Here is a 19,559-nt window from a genome sequence, read left to right as displayed (position 1 = left end):
ACCTTCCCGGCCCCCTTCGGAGCGACCCAGTGACGCCTGAGCACCCCACGACGACCGGTCCGCACGACCTCGCCCTCGACCCGCCGCCCGGCTGCCCCGCGCACGGCCGTGGCCCCGGCGGACTGCACCGGCTCTACGGGCCCGGCGCGGAGGACCTGGACGACCTCTACGAGCAACTGCGCGAACAGCACGGCCCGGTGGCGCCGGTGCTGCTCCACGACGACGTGCCCATGTGGGTGGTCCTCGGCCACGCCGAGAACATGCACCTGGTGCGCACTCCCTCCCAGTTCAGCCGCGACAGCCGGATCTGGACGCCGCTGCTGGACGGCGCGGTCAAGCCCGACCACCCGCTCATGCCGCACATCGCGTGGCAGCCCATCTGCTCCCACGCCGAGGGCGACGAGCACAAGCGGCTGCGCGGCGCGGTCACCGCGGCCATGGCGACCATCGACGACCGCAGCGTGCGCCGGTACATCTACCGATCCACCCAGCGCCTGGTCAACCGCTTCTGCGAGCGCGGCCGGGCCGAGCTGGTGGGCCAGTTCGCGGAGCACCTCCCGATGGCCGTGATGTGCCACGTCATCGGCATGCCCGAGGAGTACGACGACCGGATGGTCCAGGCCGCCCGGGACGCGCTCAAGGGCACCGAGACCGCGATCGCCAGCCACACCTACGTCATGGAGGCACTGAGCCGGCTCACCGTCCGCCGCCGCGCCGACCCCCAGGACGACTTCACCAGCCATCTCGTCAGGGACCCGGCGGGACTGACCGACGACGAGGTCCGCGAGCATCTGCGCCTCGTCCTCTTCGCCGCCTACGAGGCCACGGTCAACCTGCTCTCCAACGCCCTGCGCATGGTCCTCACCGACCCGCGGTTCCTCGCCCAGCTCAACGGCGGGCAGATGACGGTGCCGGAGGCGGTCGAGCAGTCCCTGTGGGACGAGCCGCCGTTCAGTACGGTCTTCGCCTACTTCGCCAAGCAGGACACCGAGCTGGGCGGGCAGCGCATCCGCCGGGGCGACGGCCTCCTCTTCGCGCCCGCGCCGGGCAACGTGGACCCGCGGGTCCGTCCCGACCTGTCCGCCAACATGCAGGGCAACCGCGCCCACCTGGCCTTCGGCGGCGGTCCGCACGAGTGCCCCGGCCAGGACATCGGCCGTGCCATCGCCGACGTGGGCGTCGACGCCCTGCTGACGCGCCTGCCGGACGTGCAGCTCGCCTGCGCCGAGGAGGACCTGCGCTGGACCACCTCGATCGCCTCGCGGCACCTCGTGGAACTGCCGGTCCGCTTCGAGCCGAAGCCCCAGCAGGACGTCATGGTCAGGCCGACCCACGGCGCGCTCCCGACGCCGCGCCCGGTCATCCCGGTGAGTCTCGACTTCACGCCGGCGTCCGCCGCCGCCCAGGTCGCTCCGCCCCTGGCCACCCGGCTGCCGCCGCCCGGCGAACCCCGGCCGGCGGCGACGGTCCCCGCGGCCCGCGCCCGAACCGGCCCCCGCATGGGAACCGTCCCGCCGGCCGAACGCCTGGCGCCGCTTCCTCGCCTGGTGGCGCGGCTACTGACGGTCGTCGTGCCCGCCGCCCCAGGTGTCGTACGACGTCCAGGCGGACAGCGTCCGCCGGCTCCGCAGCCGGTGCTCCGCCCCCGTGACCGGATCGGTGAACTCCAGCTCCCGCGCCAGCAGTTGCAGCGGGCGTCGGAAGTCGCCGGCCGGTCCGGGGGCGGTCACCTGCGGGTAGAGGGGGTCGCCGAGGATGGGCACGCCCAACGCGCTCATGTGCACCCGCAGCTGATGGGTCTGCCCGGTCTCCGGGGTCAGCCGGTAGCGGGCGAGCCCGTCCGGCCGGTGTCCGGCCGGTTCGACCCGGCTGACCGCGTTGGGTTCGCCCGGCACCTCACGGGCGGTCAGCGTCCCGCGCTCCTTCACGATCCGGCTGCGCACGGTCACCGGCAGGGAGAGCCCCTGATCGTACGGGGCGACCGCCTCGTACACCTTGCGGACCAGGCGGTCGCGGAACAGGGTCTGGTAGGCGCCGCGCTCCTCGGGGCGCACGGTGAACAGCACCAGCCCGGCGGTGAGCCGGTCGAGGCGGTGGGCGGCGCCCAGCGCGGGCAGGTCCAGCTCCCGCCGCAGCCGGGCCAGCGCGGTCTCGGTGACATGGCTGCCACGTGGCGTGGTCGCGAGGAAGTGCGGCTTGTCGGCGACGACGACATGTTCGTCGCGGTACACGATCTCCAGCGGGAACGGCACCGGCTCCTCCGCGGGCAGGTCCCGGTGGAACCACACGAACATCCCCGGCACGTACGCCGCGTCCGCCGGCACCGCCCGCCCGTCGGCCCCGACGATCAGCCCCGCCGCGAACATCCTGTCCACGTCCTCGGCCCGCGCCGCACCGTACCGCTCGGCCAGGTGCTCGCCCACGGTCGCCCAGTGGCCGTCGCCCGGCAGCCGGACCCGCACCGGATCGACCCCTTCGCGCTGCGGGAGGGGGGAGGGCGGGGGAGGCGTGCGGCGTCTCATCGCGACCCACCCTACGGCGGCCGTGAAAACCGGTTGGCACGCTCCGGACGGGTGAGGAGGTGCCGGGCATGCCCTTTCGTGGCCCCGACCGGGGCGCGGTGCTCGTCCGTGGCGGCGGGCCTGCGGGGTTCGCCGCGGTGGTGGTCCGGCTGCCGATCCGGACGTTCAGGTCGTACCGGCAGTCGGTGGAGCAGCCGTGGGCGGCGCGGGATGCCGCCACGGCCGTACGGAGTCACGAGGCGGCCCGCTCCCACGGGTGCGGGCCGCTGTCCACGGGCCTCAGGCGGCCGGTGCCGTGGCCTCCTGCTCGGCCTCCACGCGCGCGTTCCACTCCCGCTTGGCGGCCTGCCAGCCGTCCTCGTCGTGGCCGAGCCGCCAGTACCCGGAGACCGACAGGTCCTCGCGGGGAACCTGGAGCTCGACCCGCAGCAGCCTGCGCAGCTCCTTCACGCAGGCGGCCTCGCCGTGCACGAACGCGTGCAGCCGGCCCTCGGGGAACTCCAGCGCGCGGACGGCCTCCACGAGCCGCTCACCGACCGGACGCCCGCCGCGGTGCAGCCAGACGACCCCGACCTCCGAGTCGATCTTCTGCTCCTCCTCGGGGCCGGAGACCTCGATGAAGGCGTGGGCCACGGCGCCGGCGGGCAGCGACTCCAGTGCCGCCGCGATGGCGGGCAGGGCGCTCTCGTCGCCGGCCAGCAGATGCCAGTCGGCGGCCGGATCGGGGGCGTAGGCGCCGCCGGGGCCCATGAAGCGGACGGTCTCGCCCGGCTGGACGCGGGCCGCCCACGGACCGGCGATGCCCTCGTCGCCGTGCAGGACGAAGTCCAGGGTCAGCTCGCGGTGCTCGGTGTCCCAGTGGCGCACGGTGTACGTCCGGGTCACCGGCCACTGCTCGCGGGGGAAATCCGCGCGGATCCGCTCCAGGTCGAAGGGCTCCGGGTAGGTCACACCCTCGGGCCCGAACAGCAGTTTCACGTAGTGGTCGGTGCAGGTGGCGGCGGTGAACTCGGCCAGTCCCTCTCCGCCGAGAACGACACGCTGCATGTGCGGGGTGAGCCGTTCGGTGCGGACGACCTGCGCGGAATGGGGCTTCCGCGGCTTCCGTGCCGGACGTTCTGCCATGACGGCCTCCCAAGCCCTCGTTGGTTAGGGTTACCTAAGTTAGCATCCCGCCCCCCTGTGGCGCCTCAAGCCGGGAGTTCGCTCCCGGGACCAATGCTTACGCGCCGAGCGTCGTCAGCAGCCGCTGCAGCGACCCGCCGAGCCCCCAGCGCTCCGCCAGCTCCTCCAGTGCCGCCGGGTCCCGCGGCGTGCGGGGGAGCCCCGTCGACACCTCCGGCAGCGGCACGTCGGCGGCGACCCTCACCACCGTCGGCGCGACGGCGAGGTACGGCCGGGCCTCGTCGAGCCGCTTGCGCTGCGAGGGCGTGAGCTTGGCCTTCGGGTCGTCGACGGCGGCCAGGATCCCGGCGAGGTCGCCGAACTCGGTCAGCAGCTTGGCCGCCGTCTTCTCGCCGATGCCGGGCACGCCGGGCAGGCCGTCGCTCGGGTCGCCGCGCAGCAGCGCCAGATCCGCGTACCCCCGCCCGTCGACGCCATACTTCTCACGCAGCCACGCCTCGTCCGTCGTCTGGAGCGTGCCGACGCCCTTGAGCGGGTACAGCACCCGCACCCCGCGCGCGTCGTCCACCAACTGGTACAGGTCGCGGTCCCCGGTGACGATGTCGACCGGGCCCTTCGCGTGGGCCGTGAAGGTGCCGATCACGTCGTCCGCCTCGTAGTCCGCGACGCCCACGCGCGCGATGCCGAGCGCGTCCAGGACCGCCTCGATCACCGGCACCTGCGGCGAGAGCGTGTCCGGCACCTCTTCCTCGTCCGGGCCGGTCTCGTGCTCCTCGGCGACCCGGTGCGCCTTGTAGGAGGGGATGAGGTCGACGCGCCACTGCGGGCGCCAGTCGGCGTCCATGCACGCGACCAGCTCGTCGGGCCGGTGGTCCTTGACCAGGCGGTCGATGAAGTCCAGCAGCCCGCGCACGGCGTTCACCGGGGTGCCGTCCGGGGCCTTCACGGAGTCGGGGACGCCGAAGTAGGCGCGGAAGTAGAGCGAGGCGGTGTCGAGGAGCATCAGTCGTCCGGTCACCCCACGCATCATGCCGCACCGGTCCGACACCGACCCCCCGGTATTCACTCCGGTGGCAGGTGTGAACGGTCTGTGAACTGGCCCACTTGCACGTTTGCCCCTGTAGGGGCGGGGCAGGGGCCGCTCCGGAGCGGTGCCGGTTGCACTTTCAACTGCGAACGATGCTCGGCGGTCACGCCCGGCCACCGGCGCCACTCCCGCCCTTGCCCCCGATCCGAGAAGGTACGTGTGTCCTCCAGGCTAGAAACCGATCACCTGTACAAGGTGTTCGGCAGACGACAGGACGAGGCAGTCGAGCGGCTCCGCCGCGGCGCCGACCGGGAGGAGCTGAGGGCCGACGGCACCACCGCCGCCGTGATCGACGCCTCCTTCACCGTGGACCCCGGCCAGATCTTCGTCGTCATGGGCCTGTCCGGATCCGGGAAGTCCACCCTGCTGCGCATGCTCAACGGACTGCTGGAGCCCACCGCGGGGCGCGTCCTCTTCGACGGCGAGGACCTGACCGCGCTCGGCGACCGGGAACTGCGCGAGGTCCGTGCCAGGAAGATCAGCATGGTCTTCCAGCACTTCGCCCTCTTCCCGCACCGCAGCGTGCTGGAGAACGCCGGTTACGGCCTCGCCGTGCAGGGGGTCCCGCGCGCCGAGCGCGAGCAGCGCGCCACGGAGGCGCTGCGCCTGTGCGGCCTGGCCGGCTGGGAGAAGTCCTGGCCCGACGAGCTGTCCGGCGGCATGCAGCAGCGCGTGGGTCTCGCCCGCGCCCTCGCCACCGACGCCGACCTGCTTCTCATGGACGAGTCCTTCAGCGCCCTGGACCCGCTGATCCGCCGCGACATGCAGGACCAGCTCCTCACGCTCCAGCAGACCCTGAAGAAGACGATCGTCTTCATCACCCACGACCTCAACGAGGCCATGCGCCTCGGTGACCGCATCGCCGTCATGCGCGACGGCCGCATCGTGCAGAACGGCACCGCCGAGGACATCCTCGTGCGCCCGGCCGACGACTACGTCGCCTCCTTCATCCAGGACGTCGACCGCTCCCGCGTGCTGACCGCGTCCGCCGTCATGGACACCGACCTCCGCGGCGACGAGGCCGACTGCGACTGCGCCACCGCGAACCCCGACACCCCCTTCACCGAGCTGTGCGCGATGAGCGCCCGCCTGACCCACCCGGTCGCCGTGCTGGACGCGCGGCGCGAACTCGTCGGAGTGGTGCCCCGCCGGCGCCTCGTCGGCTTCCTCGGCGACGAACACGGGGAGCCCACCGCCTGCGGCGACCCGCGCGACGAGGGGAAGGTGACCGCCCGTGCCTAGGCTGCACCTCGGTGACTGGGTCGACTCCGGCGTCGACTGGCTCGTCACCCACCTGTCCTGGCTGTTCGACGCCGTCAAGGGGGTCGTCGAAGGCATGTACGACGGCATCGACGCCGTCCTCACCGCCCCCGAGCCCCTGCTCCTCGCCGGCATCCTCGCCGTGCTCGCCTGGTGGCTGCGCGGCCTGGTCGCGGGCGCCCTCGGCTTCGCCGGGTTCGCTCTCATCGACTCCCTCGACCTGTGGGAGGAGGCGATGTCCACGCTGTCCCTGGTGATCGTCGCCACCGTGATAGCCCTGGTGATCTCCGTCCCGCTGGGCATCTGGGCGGCCCGCTCCAAGGCCGTCAGCGCCACCCTGCGGCCGGTCCTCGACCTGCTCCAGACCATGCCGTCGATGGTCCTGCTGATCCCCGCGATCCTCTTCTTCGGCATGGGCGTGCCCGCCGGTGTGATCGCCACCCTGATCTTCGCGCTGGCCCCCGGCGTGCGCATGACCGAACTCGGCATCCGCCAGGTCGACCCCGAACTCGTCGAGGCCGCGGAGGCCTTCGGTACGAAGCCCCGCGACACCCTGCTGCGGGTCCAGCTGCCCCTCGCCCTGCCCACGATCATGGCGGGCGTCAACCAGGTGATCATGCTCGGCCTGTCGATGGTCGTCATCGCCGGCATGGTCGGCACCGGCGGACTCGGTGGCTCCGTCAACGAGGCCATCGGCCGGCTCGACATCGGTCTCGGCTTCGAGGCGGGCCTCGGCATCGTGGTCCTCGCCATCTACCTCGACCGCATGACCGGTGCCCTCGGCACCCGCATCTCCCCGCTGGGCCGGCGAGCCGCCGCGAAGGTCCGCCCCACCGTGTGGAGCCACCGTCCCCGCCCGGCCGTGGCCGTGGTCGGCGTGGTCGTCCTCGCGCTCGTCGCCGGCGGCATGGGCGTCTTCGGCTCCAACCCGGGCACCGCCGGGGCCTCCGCCACGGACGTCGGCAAGGGCGAGGAGATCACCATCGGCTACATCCCCTGGGACGAGGGGATCGCCTCCACCTACCTGTGGAAGGAACTCCTGGAGCAGCGCGGCTTCGAGGTGAAGACCACCCAGTACGCCGCCGCCCCCCTCTACACCGGCCTCGCCACCGGACAGATCGATTTCCAGACCGACTCCTGGCTGCCCACCACGCACGCCGAGTACTGGAAGAAGTACGGCAAGCAGCTCGACGACCTCGGCAAGTGGTACGGCCCCACCTCCCTGGAGCTGAGCGTCCCGTCGTACATGAAGGACGTGAACACCCTCGCGGATCTCAGGGCCAGGTCGGCCGAGTTCGGCGGGAGGATCACCGGCATCGAGCCCAGCGCCGGAATGATGGGCCTGCTCAAGGACAAGGTCGTCAAGCAGTACGGACTCGACGGCTACCGGGTCGTCGACGGCTCCACCCCGGCGATGCTCGCCGAGCTGAAGCGGGCGTACGCCAGGAAGGACCCGATCGTCGTCACGCTGTGGTCGCCGCACTGGGCGTACAGCGAGTACGACCTGAAGAAGCTGAAGGACCCCGAGGGCGCCTGGGGCGCGGGTGACGGCGTGCACACGCTGTCCCGCAACGGCTTCGCCGCCGACCACCCCGAGGTCGGCGCCTGGCTGAAGGACTTCTCCATGACCGAGCGGCAGCTCACCGGTCTGGAGGCGCAGATCCAGAAGTCCGGCAAGGGCAGGGAACAGGACGCCGTCCGCACCTGGCTGAAGGACAACCCCGGCCTGCTCGACAGGTGGGCACCGGTCGACGGCGCCGGGGAGAAGAGCGGGGCGGCCGGGTGACCTGACAGCACCACGACCGCCCTACCCGGGGCGGGCACCGGCGTACGTCCGGGACACGTACGCCGGTGCCCGCCCCGCGCGCCGTTTCGCACGACAAGGATCCGGCCAACCACACAGCGCCACTCCCGCCCCCGGCCCGGCGCGCCGTCGCCCGGCCGCGTCGGCCGCGCGACCTGCCCGATCGTCTCCGGAAACGGCACGGGAACACCCCAAGGCTTCCGGGCATTGAACCGGAGAACACGAGGGACCGGCCCGCGCGCGGATGATCGACTGGCGTGAACCGTGGGTTCGTGTGTGACGCCCGATGTCCTCGATGTCACGGGCTCGTGAAACGGTTTGCCGAACATGCGTAGGGTGCAGAGAACTCATCAGAGGACGGGCGCCCGCGATGGGGCACTCGGTAGTCGGACCGACGAGCGTAGGAGGGAGCCGGAGCGATGGGCGACCACAAAGAACAGCCCCTCCGGGTGGGCGCTGCCGTCCGGCGGCGGCGCCGGTCCCTGGACCTCACGCTCGCCGTCGTGGCCGAGCGCAGCGGCCTGTCGGTCCCGTTCCTGAGCCAGATCGAGAACGACCGGGCGCGGCCCAGCACCGGCTCCCTGGAGAAGGTCGCCGACGCCCTGCGCACCACGGCCGTCGAACTCCTGGCCGCAGCCGACCCGGCGTGCAGCGTCGACGTCGTGCGCGCCGAGATCGCCGAGGCCGCCCCGACCCGCGCTCCCGCTCACTGGTCCGCGGCCACCACCAGATGCACGCCTCCGAGTTCACCGGCGACCACGAGGCCGGCCGCGAGTTCCAGTACCGCAACGACCAGTTGATGTACGTCGCCGACGGCGCGGTGGAGATCGAGGCCGAGGGCCGGGCCTACCGCCTGGGCCGCGGCGACACCCTCTACCTCACCGGCGGGGTCCGCCACCGCTGGCGCGCCACCGTGCCGGACACCCGGATCGTGGTCGTCGCCGTGGCGGAGCACATCGAGGCGGTCCGGGACCGCAAGCGGTAGTGCGGGCCGTCTCCCTGGTGCCCTCGCTGACCGAAGCGGTGGCCGTGTCGCTGCCCGGCGTCCTGGCCGGCGCCACCGACTGGTGCTCCCATCCGCCGGACCTGGACGTGATCCGCGTGGGAGGCACCAAGAACCCCGCCACCGACCGGATCGCCGCGCTCGCGCCCGACCTGGTGATCGCCAACGAGGAGGAGAACCGCGAGCCCGATCTCGCCGCCCTGCGGGACGCCGGCATCGAGGTGCTGGTGACCGAGGTGCGGGACGTGCCGCAGGCCTTCCGGGAGCTGGCACGGGTGCTGGAGGCATGCGGCGCCCGCTCACGCCCCCGCTGGCTGGACGAGGCGGAGGAGGTCTGGGGCGCCCTGGAGCCGGACCGGCGCCGGACGGCCGTCGTACCCGTCTGGCGCCGCCCGTGGATGGTGCTGGGCCGCGACACCTTCGCCGGGGACGTCCTGTCCCGCCTCGGCGTGGACCACCGGTACGCGGCCCACCAGGACCGCTACCCCAAGGTCGCCCTGGACGAGCTGCGGGCGGCGGCCCCGGACCTGGTCGTCCTCCCCGACGAGCCCTACCGCTTCACCGCCGAGGACGGCCCGGAGGCCTTTCCCGGCCTGCCGTGCGCACTCGTCAGCGGCCGGCACCTGACGTGGTACGGGCCGTCGCTGGCCGAGGCGCCACAGGTACTGGCCGGGGCGCTGCGAGCAGCTCACCGCTGAGCAGCCCCCGTACGGTGAGCGCGGCGACGACGGCCCAGGCGGCCACCAGCACGACGTACAGCCCGGTGGCCAGCGCCTCGTACGCGACGAGTCCCGTGTGCCGGGCCAGAGCCTCGGCGCCGGTCACGCAGGTGCCGACGGGGAAGGTGAACGCCCACCACGTCATCGCGAAGCCCATCCCGTGCCGGCGGGCCCGCATCACATGGGCGGTGGCGAGGCACAGCCACAGCAGCGCGAACCCCATGACGGGCACCCCGTACAGGACGGCGAGGACGGCGAACCCACGGCTGTCCGGCGCGGACACCACTGCGGGCGCGACCTCCGCGAACGTGCCCACGGCCGTCGTCGACTGCCCGAGCGGCCCCAGCACCAGGAACAGGGTCGGCGTCAGGGCGAGGGGCAGCGGCCCGCGGGTGACCAGCCGGGCGAAGACGACCGGCAGCATCACCAGCGTGGCGAGCAGGCTCAGCCCGAACAGCGCGAAGCACCCGAACAGCAGCGTCTCGCGGGCCTGCCCGGCCGGCAGATACGGCACCAGGCGGGCCCGCCGCGGCCGACACCATGGGCGCGACCAGCGGCAGCAGCCACACGGGCGTGGCCTGCCCCGGCTCGACCCTGTGGTGTACGGCCATGAGGTACGGGACGGCGACGGCCGCCGCCAGCCCCACCGCGGTACCGGCGCAGAACAGCACGGCGTCGAGGGCGACGGCGGCGTCGGTGCCGATCCAGTCCCGGCCCACGGCGAGGCTTCCGCCGCCGACCGCGACCAGCGCCATCGCCAGGCAGCCGTAGAACGGGACCGTCGCCGGGTCCAGGACATGGGCGCGGGCCCGGTCGCGGTGGTGACGCCAGTGCAGGGTCCTGGCGGCGAGCAGCGCGGACAGGAGCGCGAGGGAGAGGAGCCAGACGGCCGCGCAGGCCGGGCGCAGCCCCGGAACACGGACGGGCAGTGCCGCGCCCGCCGTCGCCACCACAGCGGTGCCCATCACCGTCGCGTACCAGTTCGGTCCGAGATGACGGACGGCTGTGGCACGCGGGCGTGGCCCTGGGCTCGCGACGTACAGGGGCGGGGCTGCGGTGACCATGACTCCACCGTCCCGCCCCGACGCGGCCCCGACCAGGGACGATGGCTCTATGGGGGCATAAGCTGACCTTATGACCAGCGACGAGACGACGCACGAGCCCCTGGGGGACAGGCCCGGCGGCTCGATCGCGCACCGGGTCCCCGATCTCGGCGCCCTGGAACTCCTGCTGGCCGTGGCCCGGCTCGGCAGCCTGGGAGCGGCGGCCCGGGAACTGGGCATCACCCAGCCCGCCGCGAGCAGCCGCGTCCGTTCCATGGAACGCCAGCTCGGCGTGGCCCTCGTCGACCGTTCACCGCGCGGATCCCGGCTCACCGACGCCGGTGCGCTGGTCACCGACTGGGCGCGGCGGATCGTCGACGCGGCGGCGGCCTTCGACGCGGGCGCGCAGGCGCTGCGCGACCGCCGTGACTCGCGGCTGCGGGTCGCGGCGAGCATGACCATCGCCGAGTACCTGCTGCCCGGTTGGCTCCTCGCGCTGCGCGCGCAACGGCCGGACACGGCGGTGTCGCTGCTCGCGGGCAACTCGACGGTGGTCGCGGAGCGGCTGCTCTCCGGGGAGGCCGACCTCGGCTTCGTCGAGGGGCTCAACGTGCCGGCGGGCCTGGACTCGACGGTCATCGCCCACGACCGGCTGATCGTCGTCGCCGCACCGGCACATCCGTGGGCACGGCGCCGGCGGGCCCTGTCGGCGCAGGAGCTGGCCTCGACGCCGCTGATCCTCCGGGAGGAGGGCTCCGGCACGCGCCAGGTCCTCGACGCGGCCCTCGGAGGGCTGGCCCGCCCCCTGATCGAACTGTCCTCGACGACGGCGGTGAAAGCGGCGGCGGTCAGCGGCGCCGGGCCGGCGGTCCTGAGCGAACTGGCGGTGGGGGAGGAACTGGGCCGACGACGCCTCGTGTCCGTCCCGGTCGACGGAGTCCGCCTGGCCCGAGACCTGCGAGCGGTCTGGCCCACGGGCCACCGCCCCACGGGCCCGGCCCGGGACCTGCTGTCGCTGACGCGGGGTTAGGGCGGCGCAGCACCTCCGGCTCCGGGGTCTCCCTCCTGGGGAGACGCCGGACGAGGCCGTTCAGGCCGAAGCGGGGTCTGGTTCTGCGGCCCAGGCCCCACGGTCGGGACGGGACGGGGTGGGGGCGGCGAAAAACGCCCCGAAAAGGCCCCGAAAAAGGCCCCGAACCTACCCCGCCGCCCGCACCAGCCCCCGCATCACCCGCAGGTCCTCCCCCATCTCCGGATGCCACTGCACCCCCAGCACCCACCCCCGCCCACCCGACGGGAGTCACGCTCCACCGCCCGTCGCCCGCATACGCGCATGCCACCAAGCCCGCCCCCAACCGCTCCACCGCCTGATGGTGAAAGGTCGGCACCGACATCTCCTCGGGCACGAGCCCGGCGTACAACGTCCCCGGCACGGGCTTCACCGGATGCCGCCCGAACATCCCGACCAGCTCCGCATGCCCCCAGAGATGCTGTACGAGCGTCCCCCCGAGCGCCACGTTCAGCAGCTGCATCCCCCGGCAGATGCCGAGCAGTGGCACCCGTGCCCCCAACGCCGCCTCGATCAGGGCCAGTTCCCAGGCGTCCCGCTCCCGCGCCGGCGGCCCCGTGCGAGGATCCCGCTCGGCCCCGTACCGCCCGGGTTCGACATCGGGCCCACCCGCGATCACCAGCCCGTCCAGCCGGGCCACGACGGACGCCGCGTGCTCGGGGGCGTCCGGCGGCAGCATCGCCGCCAGTCCGCCCGCCCGCTGCACGAGCCGCGGATACCCGGCCGGCAGCAGCGCCGCCTCCAGCTCCCACACCCCCCAGCGCGCCCCGGCCTCCAGATACGTACTGACACCGATCAGCGGTCTGCCCGTCACGTTCGCCATGCCCGCCTCCCTCCCACCCCGACGACCCCTGAATGGACTTGACCGGAACCATTGCACACGCCCGCAGGTCAGGCGAGGAAGCCCCGCAGCAGCGCGGCCGTCCCCGCGCAGTGCTCGCGCATCATCTCGCGCGCCCCGTCCGCGTCCCCGTCGAGCACCGCCTCCACCAGGGCCGTGTGCTGGCGCTGGGAGTGCTCCAGGTTGCGTACCAGCAGCGGGATGCAGTCCAGGAGGTCGTTCACCGTCGCGCGGACCGCCGCGTACTGCGCCGTCAGCGACGGCGAACCGCACAGCTCGGCGAGGGTGAGGTGCAGCATCGTGTCGAGGCGGCGGTAGTCGGTGAGCGGGGCGTCCTCGGTGCGCGCCAGCGCCTCCCGGAGCCGTCCCGCCCGTTCCCCGGTCAGGCCGTGCGCCGCGCACAGTCCGGCCGCGCCGACCTCCAGCACCTCCCGGAACCGGAGCACGTCCTCTATGTCGACCTCGGCGATCCGCCGCCGCAGCTCGGCCTCGCCGACCGCGTCAGCGCGCGGCAGCACGAACGTTCCTCCGTACCGGCCGCGCCGGGACTCCACGAGCCCCTGGTCCTGGAGCACCTTCAGTACCTCGCGCAGCGTCACCCGGCTGATCCCGAGCCGTTCCGCCAGGTCCCGTTCGGCAGGGAGCCGCTCCCCGCCGGGCACCAGACCCAGCCGCACCACCAGGAGGATCTGCTCCAGTGCCTCCTCGAAGCCGTTCCCGGCGCGTACCGGCCGCAGTACCGGCGTGAGCCGGTCCGCCGGTTCCTCCTCGGCGTCCACCGGCATCCGGTCGCGCCCCCTTCCCAAGTAAAGGTCTCCGGCAATACCTTATGGCTCCCGGCCGTCCGGCACAGCCGTAGCAGCAGAGGAAGCCTGAGGAGGCCCTCCCGTGGCAGACCGCACACCCCCGCTCGGCGTCGAGGAACTGCACGCCCTCGTCGCCGGCGGAGAGATCGACACTGTCGTCCTCGCCTTCCCCGACATGCAAGGGCGTCTCCAGGGCAAGCGTTTCGCCGCCCGCTTCTTCCTCGACGAGGTCCTCGAACACGGCACCGAGGGCTGCAACTACCTCCTCGCCGTCGACACCGAGATGAACACGGTGGACGGTTACGAGATGTCCTCCTGGGAGCGTGGTTACGGCGACTTCGCCATGCACCCCGACCTGAGCACCCTGCGCCGCCTGCCCTGGCACCCCGGTACGGCGATGCTCGTCGCCGATCTCGCCTGGGAGGACGGCTCGCCCGTCACCGCCGCACCCCGGCAGATCCTGCGCCGCCAGCTGGAGCGTCTCGCCGAGCTGGGCCTCACCGCCCAGGTCGGCACCGAGCTGGAGTTCATCGTCTTCAAGGACACCTACGAGCAGGCCTGGGACGCCCACTACCGGGGACTCACCCCGGCCAACCAGTACAACATCGACTACTCGATCCTCGGCACCGGCCGCATCGAGCCCCTGCTGCGCCGCCTGCGCAACGACATGGCCGGCGCCGGCCTCACCGTCGAGTCCGCCAAGGGCGAGTGCAACCCCGGCCAGCACGAGATCGTATTCCGGTACGACGAAGCCCTGGTCACCTGTGACCAGCACGCCATCTACAAGACCGGTGCCAAGGAGATCGCCTCCCAGGAAGGCGTTTCCCTCACCTTCATGGCGAAGTACAACGAGCGCGAGGGCAACTCCTGTCACATCCACCTCTCCCTCGCCGACGCCGACGGCGCCAACGCGATGGCCGGGCCGGACGGCATGTCGGAGGTCATGCGGCACTTCCTCGCCGGACAGCTCGCCGCCCTGCGCGACTTCTCGCTGCTCTACGCCCCGCACATCAACTCCTACAAGCGGTTCCAGCCGGGCTCCTTCGCCCCGACCGCCGTCGCCTGGGGCCACGACAACCGCACCTGCTCCCTGCGCGTCGTCGGCCACGGCCGCTCCCTGCGCTTCGAGAACCGGCTGCCGGCGGCGACGTCAACCCGCACCTCGCCGTCGCCGGACTGGTGGCCGCAGGCCTGTACGGCATCGAGCGGAAGCTGGAACTGCCGGAGCCCTGCACGGGCAACGCCTACTCCGCCGACTACGCACACGTCCCCACCACCCTGCGCGAGGCCGCCGAACTCTGGGAGAACAGCCCCATCGCGCGGGCCGCCTTCGGCGACGAGGTCGTCGCGCACTACCGCAACATGGCCCGCGTCGAGCTGGAGGCCTTCGACGCGGCGGTCACCGACTGGGAGCTGCGCCGCTCCTTCGAACGCATGTGAGGCCCTTGGTGTCCGACCCGCTCACGTCCGACCCGCTCACCGCGGACCCGCTCACGGCGGACCCGTTCACGTCAGACCAGCTCCAGGTGCTCGATCCGGCCACCGAAGAGATCGTCGCCACCGTCCCCGCCGCCACCCGGGCCGACGTCCACGCCGCCGTCGTACGGGCCACCCGTGCCCAGGTCCGGTGGGCCGCCCTGGCGCCCGGTGACCGCGCCCGCCTGCTGCGCCGTTTCGCCGTCCAGGTCGACGAACACCTCGAGGAACTCGCGCAGCTGGAGGTCCGCGAGGCCGGACACACCGTCGGCAACGCCCGCTGGGAGGCGGGCAACGTCCGGGACCTGCTCGACTACGCGGCCGGGGGAGTGGAGCGGCTCACCGGGCGCCAGATCCCGGTTCCGGGCGGCCTCGACATCACGATCCTCGAACCGCTGGGCGTCGTCGGGGTCATCGCGCCCTGGAACTTCCCGATGCCGATCGCGGCCTGGGGCACCGCCCCGGCACTCGCCGCCGGCAACGCGGTGATCCTCAAGCCCGCCGAGACGACCCCGCTGACCGCCCTGCGACTGGCCGAACTCGCCCTGGCGGCGGGCCTGCCGGAGGATCTCCTCCAGGTGCTGCCCGGCCACGGCCCCGTCGCGGGCGACGCGCTGGTCGAGCATCCGGGGGTGGCCAAGATCGTCTTCACCGGTTCGACGGCCGTGGGCAGACGGGTGCTGGCGAAGGGCAGCGACCTGCTCAAGCGCGTCACCCTCGAACTCGGCGGCAAGAGCCCCAACATCGTCTTCGCCGACGCCGACATCGAGGCCGCCGCCGCGGCGGCTCCCATGTCCTTCCTCGACAACTCCGGCCAGGACTGCTGCGCCCGCACCCGCATCCTCGTCCAGCGCTCCGTCTACGACCGCTTCCTGGACCTCCTCGCCCCCGCGGTCGAGTCGGTCAGGGTCGGCGACCCGGCCGACGAGAGAACCGACATGGGGCCGCTGATCTCCAAGGCCCAGCTGGACAGGGTGCGTTCCTACGTGACGGACGACCTGGCCGGCATCCGCGGCAAGGCTCCCGAGGGGCCCGGCTTCTGGTTCCCGCCCACCGTCCTGACCGGCGTCGACCCCGGCGCGCGCGTGGCCGTCGAGGAGGTCTTCGGCCCGGTCGCCGTCGTCCTGCCCTTCGAGGACGAGGCGCAGGCGGTCGAACTCGCCAACGCCACCGACTACGGCCTCTCCGGCTCCATCTGGACCCGCGACGTCGGCCGCGCCCTGCGCGTCTCGCAGGCCGTCCGCGCGGGCAACCTGTCCGTCAACTCCCACTCCAGCGTCCGCTACTGGACCCCGTTCGGCGGTTTCAAGCAGTCCGGCATCGGCCGCGAACTCGGCCCCGACGCCCTGACCGCCTTCACCGAGACCAAGAACGTCTTCATCAGCACGGAGGGCCCCGCACAGTGACCAGAGAGATCATCTGCCGTCGGCTCGTCGGCCGCACCGCCGTCATCACCGGGGCGGGCAGCGGCATCGGCCTCGCCACCGCGCGCCGCCTCGCCTCGGAGGGCGCGCACGTCGTCTGCGGCGACATCGACGAACCCCGCGGCAAGGCCGCCGCCGAGGAGGTCGGCGGCCTGTTCGTGAAGGTCGACGTCACCGACCCCGACCAGGTCGAGGCGCTGTTCAAGGCGGCGTACGACACCTACGGCAGCGTCGACATCGCCTTCAACAACGCCGGCATCTCACCTCCCGACGACGACTCCATCCTCGACACCGGCCTGGACGCCTGGAAGCGCGTCCAGGAGGTCAACCTCACCTCCGTCTACCTGTGCTGCAAGGCCGCCATCCCCTACATGCGGCGCCAGGGCAGGGGCTCCATCATCAACACGGCGTCCTTCGTGGCGAGGATGGGCGCCGCCACATCGCAGATCTCGTACACGGCCTCCAAGGGCGGCGTCCTCGCCATGTCCCGTGAACTGGGCGTGCAGTTCGCACGGGAGGGCATCCGCGTCAACGCCCTCTGCCCCGGACCGGTCAACACCCCGTTGCTCCAGGAACTGTTCGCCAAGGACCCCGAGCGGGCGGCCCGCCGCCTCGTGCACATCCCGGTCGGGCGGTTCGCCGAGGCCGACGAGATCGCCGCCGCCGTCGCCTTCCTGGCCAGCGACGACTCCTCCTTCGTCAACGCCAGCGACTTCCTGGTCGACGGCGGCATCTCGGGGGCGTACGTCACGCCGCTGTAGGCCGCGTCCTACAGTGCGGGGATGAGCATGAGGCCCCCGCCCGGCTGGTACGGCGACCCGACGGCCCCGCATCAGGAACGCTGGTGGGACGGCACGACCTGGACCGACCACCGGCGCACCCCGCAGAGCCTGGCCGCGCGGGTGGCGCCGGTGGTGCCGGAGCAGGGCTTCGGACCGCCGGTACCGGCTGTGACACCGGTTTCCGGTGGTTTCGGACCGCCCGCGGGTCCAGGCCACTCCTCGTCCGGTGGCGGTGGCGGTGGTGGCCGCCGGTCCCGGCCCGTCGCGCTGACGGTCGTCGCGGCCGTCCTCGTCGCGGCGGTCGTGACCGCAGCCGTCGTGCTGCGCGGGAACGACGGCGCCGGCACCGAACCCGACGCGGCCCCGCCGGCCGCCACCCACTCGGCGCCCGCGACGAACCCGGACGCCTCCCCCTCCGCACCCTCCACCGACCCGTCCGCCAGCCCGTCGACCGACCCTTCCGTCGTCGTCGACGAGCTGAACGGCATCACCCTCCCGCTGCCCGAGGGCTGGGTTCTCCCCGAGCACGTCGCCGAACCCGACGTCGTCATGACCACCGACGGCACCTACGACTGTCCGGGCGGAGGGGTCTGCCGCCACGGCCGGGTCATCTGCCGCACCGTCACCGACACCAGCGAGACCTCGCCCAGGGCACTGGCCGAGGCGGACATCGCCGACGCGGCGACGACGCCTACGACCGCGACCTCGTCGGCCGGAGCCACTTCGGCGGCATCGAGTCGCACCAGGTGGTGGCGGCCGGGCCGGTCGCGGTCGCCGGCCGCGCCGGGTACTACGTCCGCTGGCGGGTGACGACGGCCGAGGGGCCGGGCGGCTACGTCCAGTCCCTGGTCTTCCCGTCCACCGTCGGCACCGAGGCCCCCGTCCTCGTCCGGTACGTCTTCGACGCGGGCCAGGACGGCCCGCCGCTCGCCGACATGGACCGCATCACCAAGGGCATCCGCCCGGTGGGCGACGCGGACACGGGCGGCGGGGTCGGCAGCGGCCTCGGACCGACGCCGTGAGCCGACCGCCGCCGCACGTGCCGAACGCCGCTGAGCGGTCTAGAGGAACGTCTGCCCCTCGCCCCGGTACGTCGGCACCGTCGCCGTCACCGCGTCCCCCTCGACCAGGCGCAGCACGTCGAACCGCTCGCACAGCTCACCGGCCTTCGCGTGCCGGAACCACACCTTGTCGCCGATCAGCAGATCGTCGGCGGGGGAACCGAGCAGCGGGGTCTGCACCTCACCGGGTCCCTCCTGCGGGTCGTAGCGCAGTCCCTCAGGCAGATACGGCACCGGCAGCCGGTCGGGTCCTGCGGCCCCGGAGGCGGGGTAGCCGCCGCCGAGGATGGTGACGACGCCGACGCCCGGCCGCCGCACGACGGGCTGGGCGAACAGGGCGGCCGGACGGCCGCTGAAGGACGTGTAGTTGTCGAACAGACGCGGCACGTACAGGCCCGAGCCCGCCGCGATCTCGGTGACCGCGTCCTCCGCGGCGGTGTGCTGCACACTGCCGGTGCCGCCGCCGTTCACGAACTCCAGGTCCGGCACCACGGCCCGCACCGCGCGCACCACCGCGGCACGCCGCTCGACGAGTTCGCGGCGGGCGGTGGCCTGCATCAGCCGGATCGCACGGGACCGGAAGGGCCGTCCGGCCAGCGAGTCGCCCACCCCCGCGATGTGTCCCTCGTAGGCCATGATCCCCACCAGCCGGAACCCGGGCCGCCGGGCCACCGCCCGTGCCACGTCGGCGACCTGGGCGGGTGAGTGCAGCGGGGAGCGCAGCGCGCCCACCCGCATCCGCCCGCCCAGCAGCCTCAGCGAGGTGTCCAACTCCAGGCAGACCCGCACCACTTCGTGTCCGTCGCCGCGCGCGGAGTCGATGAGGTCGAGCTGGGCGACGTCGTCGACCATCACGGTCACGGCGGCGGCCAGCTTGGGGTCACCGGCCAGTTCCGCGAAGCCGGAGCGGTCGGCCGAGGGGTAGGCGAGCAGGACGTCGTCGAAGCCCGACCGGGCCAGCCACAGGGATTCGGCCAGGGTGAAGGACATGATGCCCGCGAAACCGTCCTTCGCCAGGACGCGTTCCAGCAGGGCCCGGCAGCGGACGGACTTGCTGGCGACCCGGACCGGCTTCCCGCCCGCCCGGCGGACCAGGTCGTCCGCGTTGGCGTCGAATGCCTCCAGGTCCACGATGGCGAGAGGGGCGTCGAGATGGGCGGTGGCCCGGTCGTACCGGGCCCGGTCGGCGGCGCGCGCAGTCATGGACGCAGCCTGCCAGACCCGATTACCGCAGGGTAGGGGGACGTTCCGGGCAGATGCCCCGGGGGCGCGGACTGGTTCCCGTTCGCGCAGGAACAAGCCGTAGAGTGACGCGCACGCACGGAGGACCGCTCCGGCCGGGCACCCGTGCCGGGATGCCGGTCCGCCCGTGCGGGTATGCGTGCCCAGGAAGGACCGGCGTGTCCGCACCGGGGCCGCCCGGGCGAGGAGAGCGGCCCGCGCAGGACAACGACGGCGCGGGCACGAGGAAACGGGGGGTGCATGAGCACGGAAGCACGCCGCGCCTCGATCCCCCCCGCGCCCGGCGACCCCCCCC

Annotated in this window: 11 protein-coding genes and 6 pseudogenes; 10 read left to right on the top strand and 7 right to left on the bottom strand. The window is 73.0% G+C overall.

What is annotated here, in order from left to right:
• The first annotated feature begins 29 nt into the window (after positions 1 to 29).
• Positions 30 to 1,563, top strand: a pseudogene (locus tag BM536_RS43005) (cytochrome P450).
• Here BM536_RS43005 and BM536_RS20195 read toward each other — a convergent pair.
• From BM536_RS20195 to BM536_RS20185, 3 genes are all read right to left on the bottom strand, one after another.
• Positions 1,557 to 2,522, bottom strand: coding sequence for an RluA family pseudouridine synthase (locus tag BM536_RS20195; RefSeq protein WP_094103291.1), 966 nt, complete (start codon positions 2,520 to 2,522; stop codon positions 1,557 to 1,559). The pseudogene BM536_RS43005 and the gene BM536_RS20195 overlap by 7 nt on opposite strands.
• Before the next feature lie 279 nt (positions 2,523 to 2,801).
• Positions 2,802 to 3,647 (bottom strand): siderophore-interacting protein, encoded by an 846-nt coding sequence (locus tag BM536_RS20190; protein ID WP_094103290.1) that lies wholly within the window; start codon positions 3,645 to 3,647, stop codon positions 2,802 to 2,804.
• A 97-nt stretch (positions 3,648 to 3,744) separates the two neighbouring features.
• Positions 3,745 to 4,674 carry a 5'-3' exonuclease gene (locus BM536_RS20185; protein WP_245873732.1) on the bottom strand — a complete coding sequence of 310 codons (930 nt, stop codon included), beginning with the start codon at positions 4,672 to 4,674 and terminating at the stop codon, positions 3,745 to 3,747.
• 219 nt (positions 4,675 to 4,893) lie between these two features.
• Between BM536_RS20185 and BM536_RS20180 the strand changes: the two genes are divergently transcribed.
• From BM536_RS20180 to BM536_RS20165, 4 genes and pseudogenes are all read left to right on the top strand, one after another.
• Complete coding sequence (locus BM536_RS20180; RefSeq protein ID WP_073497454.1) at positions 4,894 to 5,976, top strand: quaternary amine ABC transporter ATP-binding protein; 1,083 nt, start codon at positions 4,894 to 4,896, stop codon at positions 5,974 to 5,976.
• On the top strand, positions 5,969 to 7,780 hold the full coding sequence (locus BM536_RS20175; protein WP_073497452.1) for an ABC transporter permease/substrate binding protein: 1,812 nt from the start codon (positions 5,969 to 5,971) through the stop codon (positions 7,778 to 7,780). The genes BM536_RS20180 and BM536_RS20175 overlap by 8 nt, the downstream gene beginning before the upstream one ends.
• Before the next feature lie 437 nt (positions 7,781 to 8,217).
• Positions 8,218 to 8,783, top strand: a pseudogene (locus tag BM536_RS20170) (helix-turn-helix domain-containing protein).
• On the top strand, positions 8,783 to 9,499 hold the full coding sequence (locus tag BM536_RS20165; RefSeq protein ID WP_073497450.1) for a helical backbone metal receptor: 717 nt from the start codon (positions 8,783 to 8,785) through the stop codon (positions 9,497 to 9,499). Before BM536_RS20170 ends, BM536_RS20165 begins: the two are co-directional and overlap by 1 nt.
• Here BM536_RS20165 and BM536_RS20160 read toward each other — a convergent pair.
• Positions 9,411 to 10,584: pseudogene (locus tag BM536_RS20160) on the bottom strand (TDT family transporter). The gene BM536_RS20165 and the pseudogene BM536_RS20160 sit on opposite strands and share 89 nt — an antisense overlap.
• 70 nt (positions 10,585 to 10,654) lie before the next feature.
• On the opposite strand from BM536_RS20160, the gene BM536_RS20155 reads away from it, so the two are divergent.
• A complete protein-coding gene (locus tag BM536_RS20155; RefSeq protein WP_094103288.1) occupies positions 10,655 to 11,593 on the top strand; it encodes a LysR family transcriptional regulator in 939 nt (312 codons plus the stop codon).
• A 168-nt stretch (positions 11,594 to 11,761) separates the two neighbouring features.
• Here BM536_RS20155 and BM536_RS20150 read toward each other — a convergent pair.
• Positions 11,762 to 12,446: pseudogene (locus BM536_RS20150) on the bottom strand (gamma-glutamyl-gamma-aminobutyrate hydrolase family protein).
• A gap of 77 nt (positions 12,447 to 12,523) precedes the next feature.
• Positions 12,524 to 13,258: a FadR/GntR family transcriptional regulator gene (locus tag BM536_RS20145; protein WP_073497446.1), complete on the bottom strand. Its 735-nt coding sequence runs from the start codon at positions 13,256 to 13,258 to the stop codon at positions 12,524 to 12,526.
• 103 nt (positions 13,259 to 13,361) lie between these two features.
• Here BM536_RS20145 and BM536_RS20140 point away from each other — a divergent pair.
• The 4 genes and pseudogenes from BM536_RS20140 (at position 13,362) to BM536_RS20125 (ending at position 17,983) form a co-directional block, all read left to right on the top strand.
• Positions 13,362 to 14,719 (top strand): annotated as a pseudogene (locus tag BM536_RS20140) (glutamine synthetase family protein).
• 86 nt (positions 14,720 to 14,805) lie between these two features.
• Positions 14,806 to 16,161, top strand: a complete 1,356-nt coding sequence (locus BM536_RS20135; protein WP_073497457.1) for an aldehyde dehydrogenase family protein — start codon at positions 14,806 to 14,808, stop codon at positions 16,159 to 16,161.
• Positions 16,158 to 16,940: a 3-oxoacyl-ACP reductase gene (locus tag BM536_RS20130; protein ID WP_073497442.1), complete on the top strand. Its 783-nt coding sequence runs from the start codon at positions 16,158 to 16,160 to the stop codon at positions 16,938 to 16,940. Before BM536_RS20135 ends, BM536_RS20130 begins: the two co-directional genes overlap by 4 nt.
• A gap of 27 nt (positions 16,941 to 16,967) precedes the next feature.
• Positions 16,968 to 17,983 (top strand): annotated as a pseudogene (locus BM536_RS20125) (DUF2510 domain-containing protein).
• Between the two features lie 39 nt (positions 17,984 to 18,022).
• Here the strand turns inward: BM536_RS20125 and BM536_RS20120 are convergent.
• Entirely contained in the window at positions 18,023 to 19,225 is a 1,203-nt protein-coding gene (locus BM536_RS20120) for an amino acid deaminase/aldolase (RefSeq protein ID WP_094103287.1), read from the bottom strand.
• Positions 19,226 to 19,559: the final 334 nt, after the last annotated feature.

Origin of the sequence: Streptomyces phaeoluteigriseus (assembly GCF_001896135.2) — a bacterium.
Taxonomy (GTDB): domain Bacteria; phylum Actinomycetota; class Actinomycetes; order Streptomycetales; family Streptomycetaceae; genus Streptomyces; species Streptomyces phaeoluteigriseus.
The sequence above is the reverse complement of the archived record's forward strand: the minus strand, read 5'-3'. Positions and strand labels throughout refer to the sequence as shown.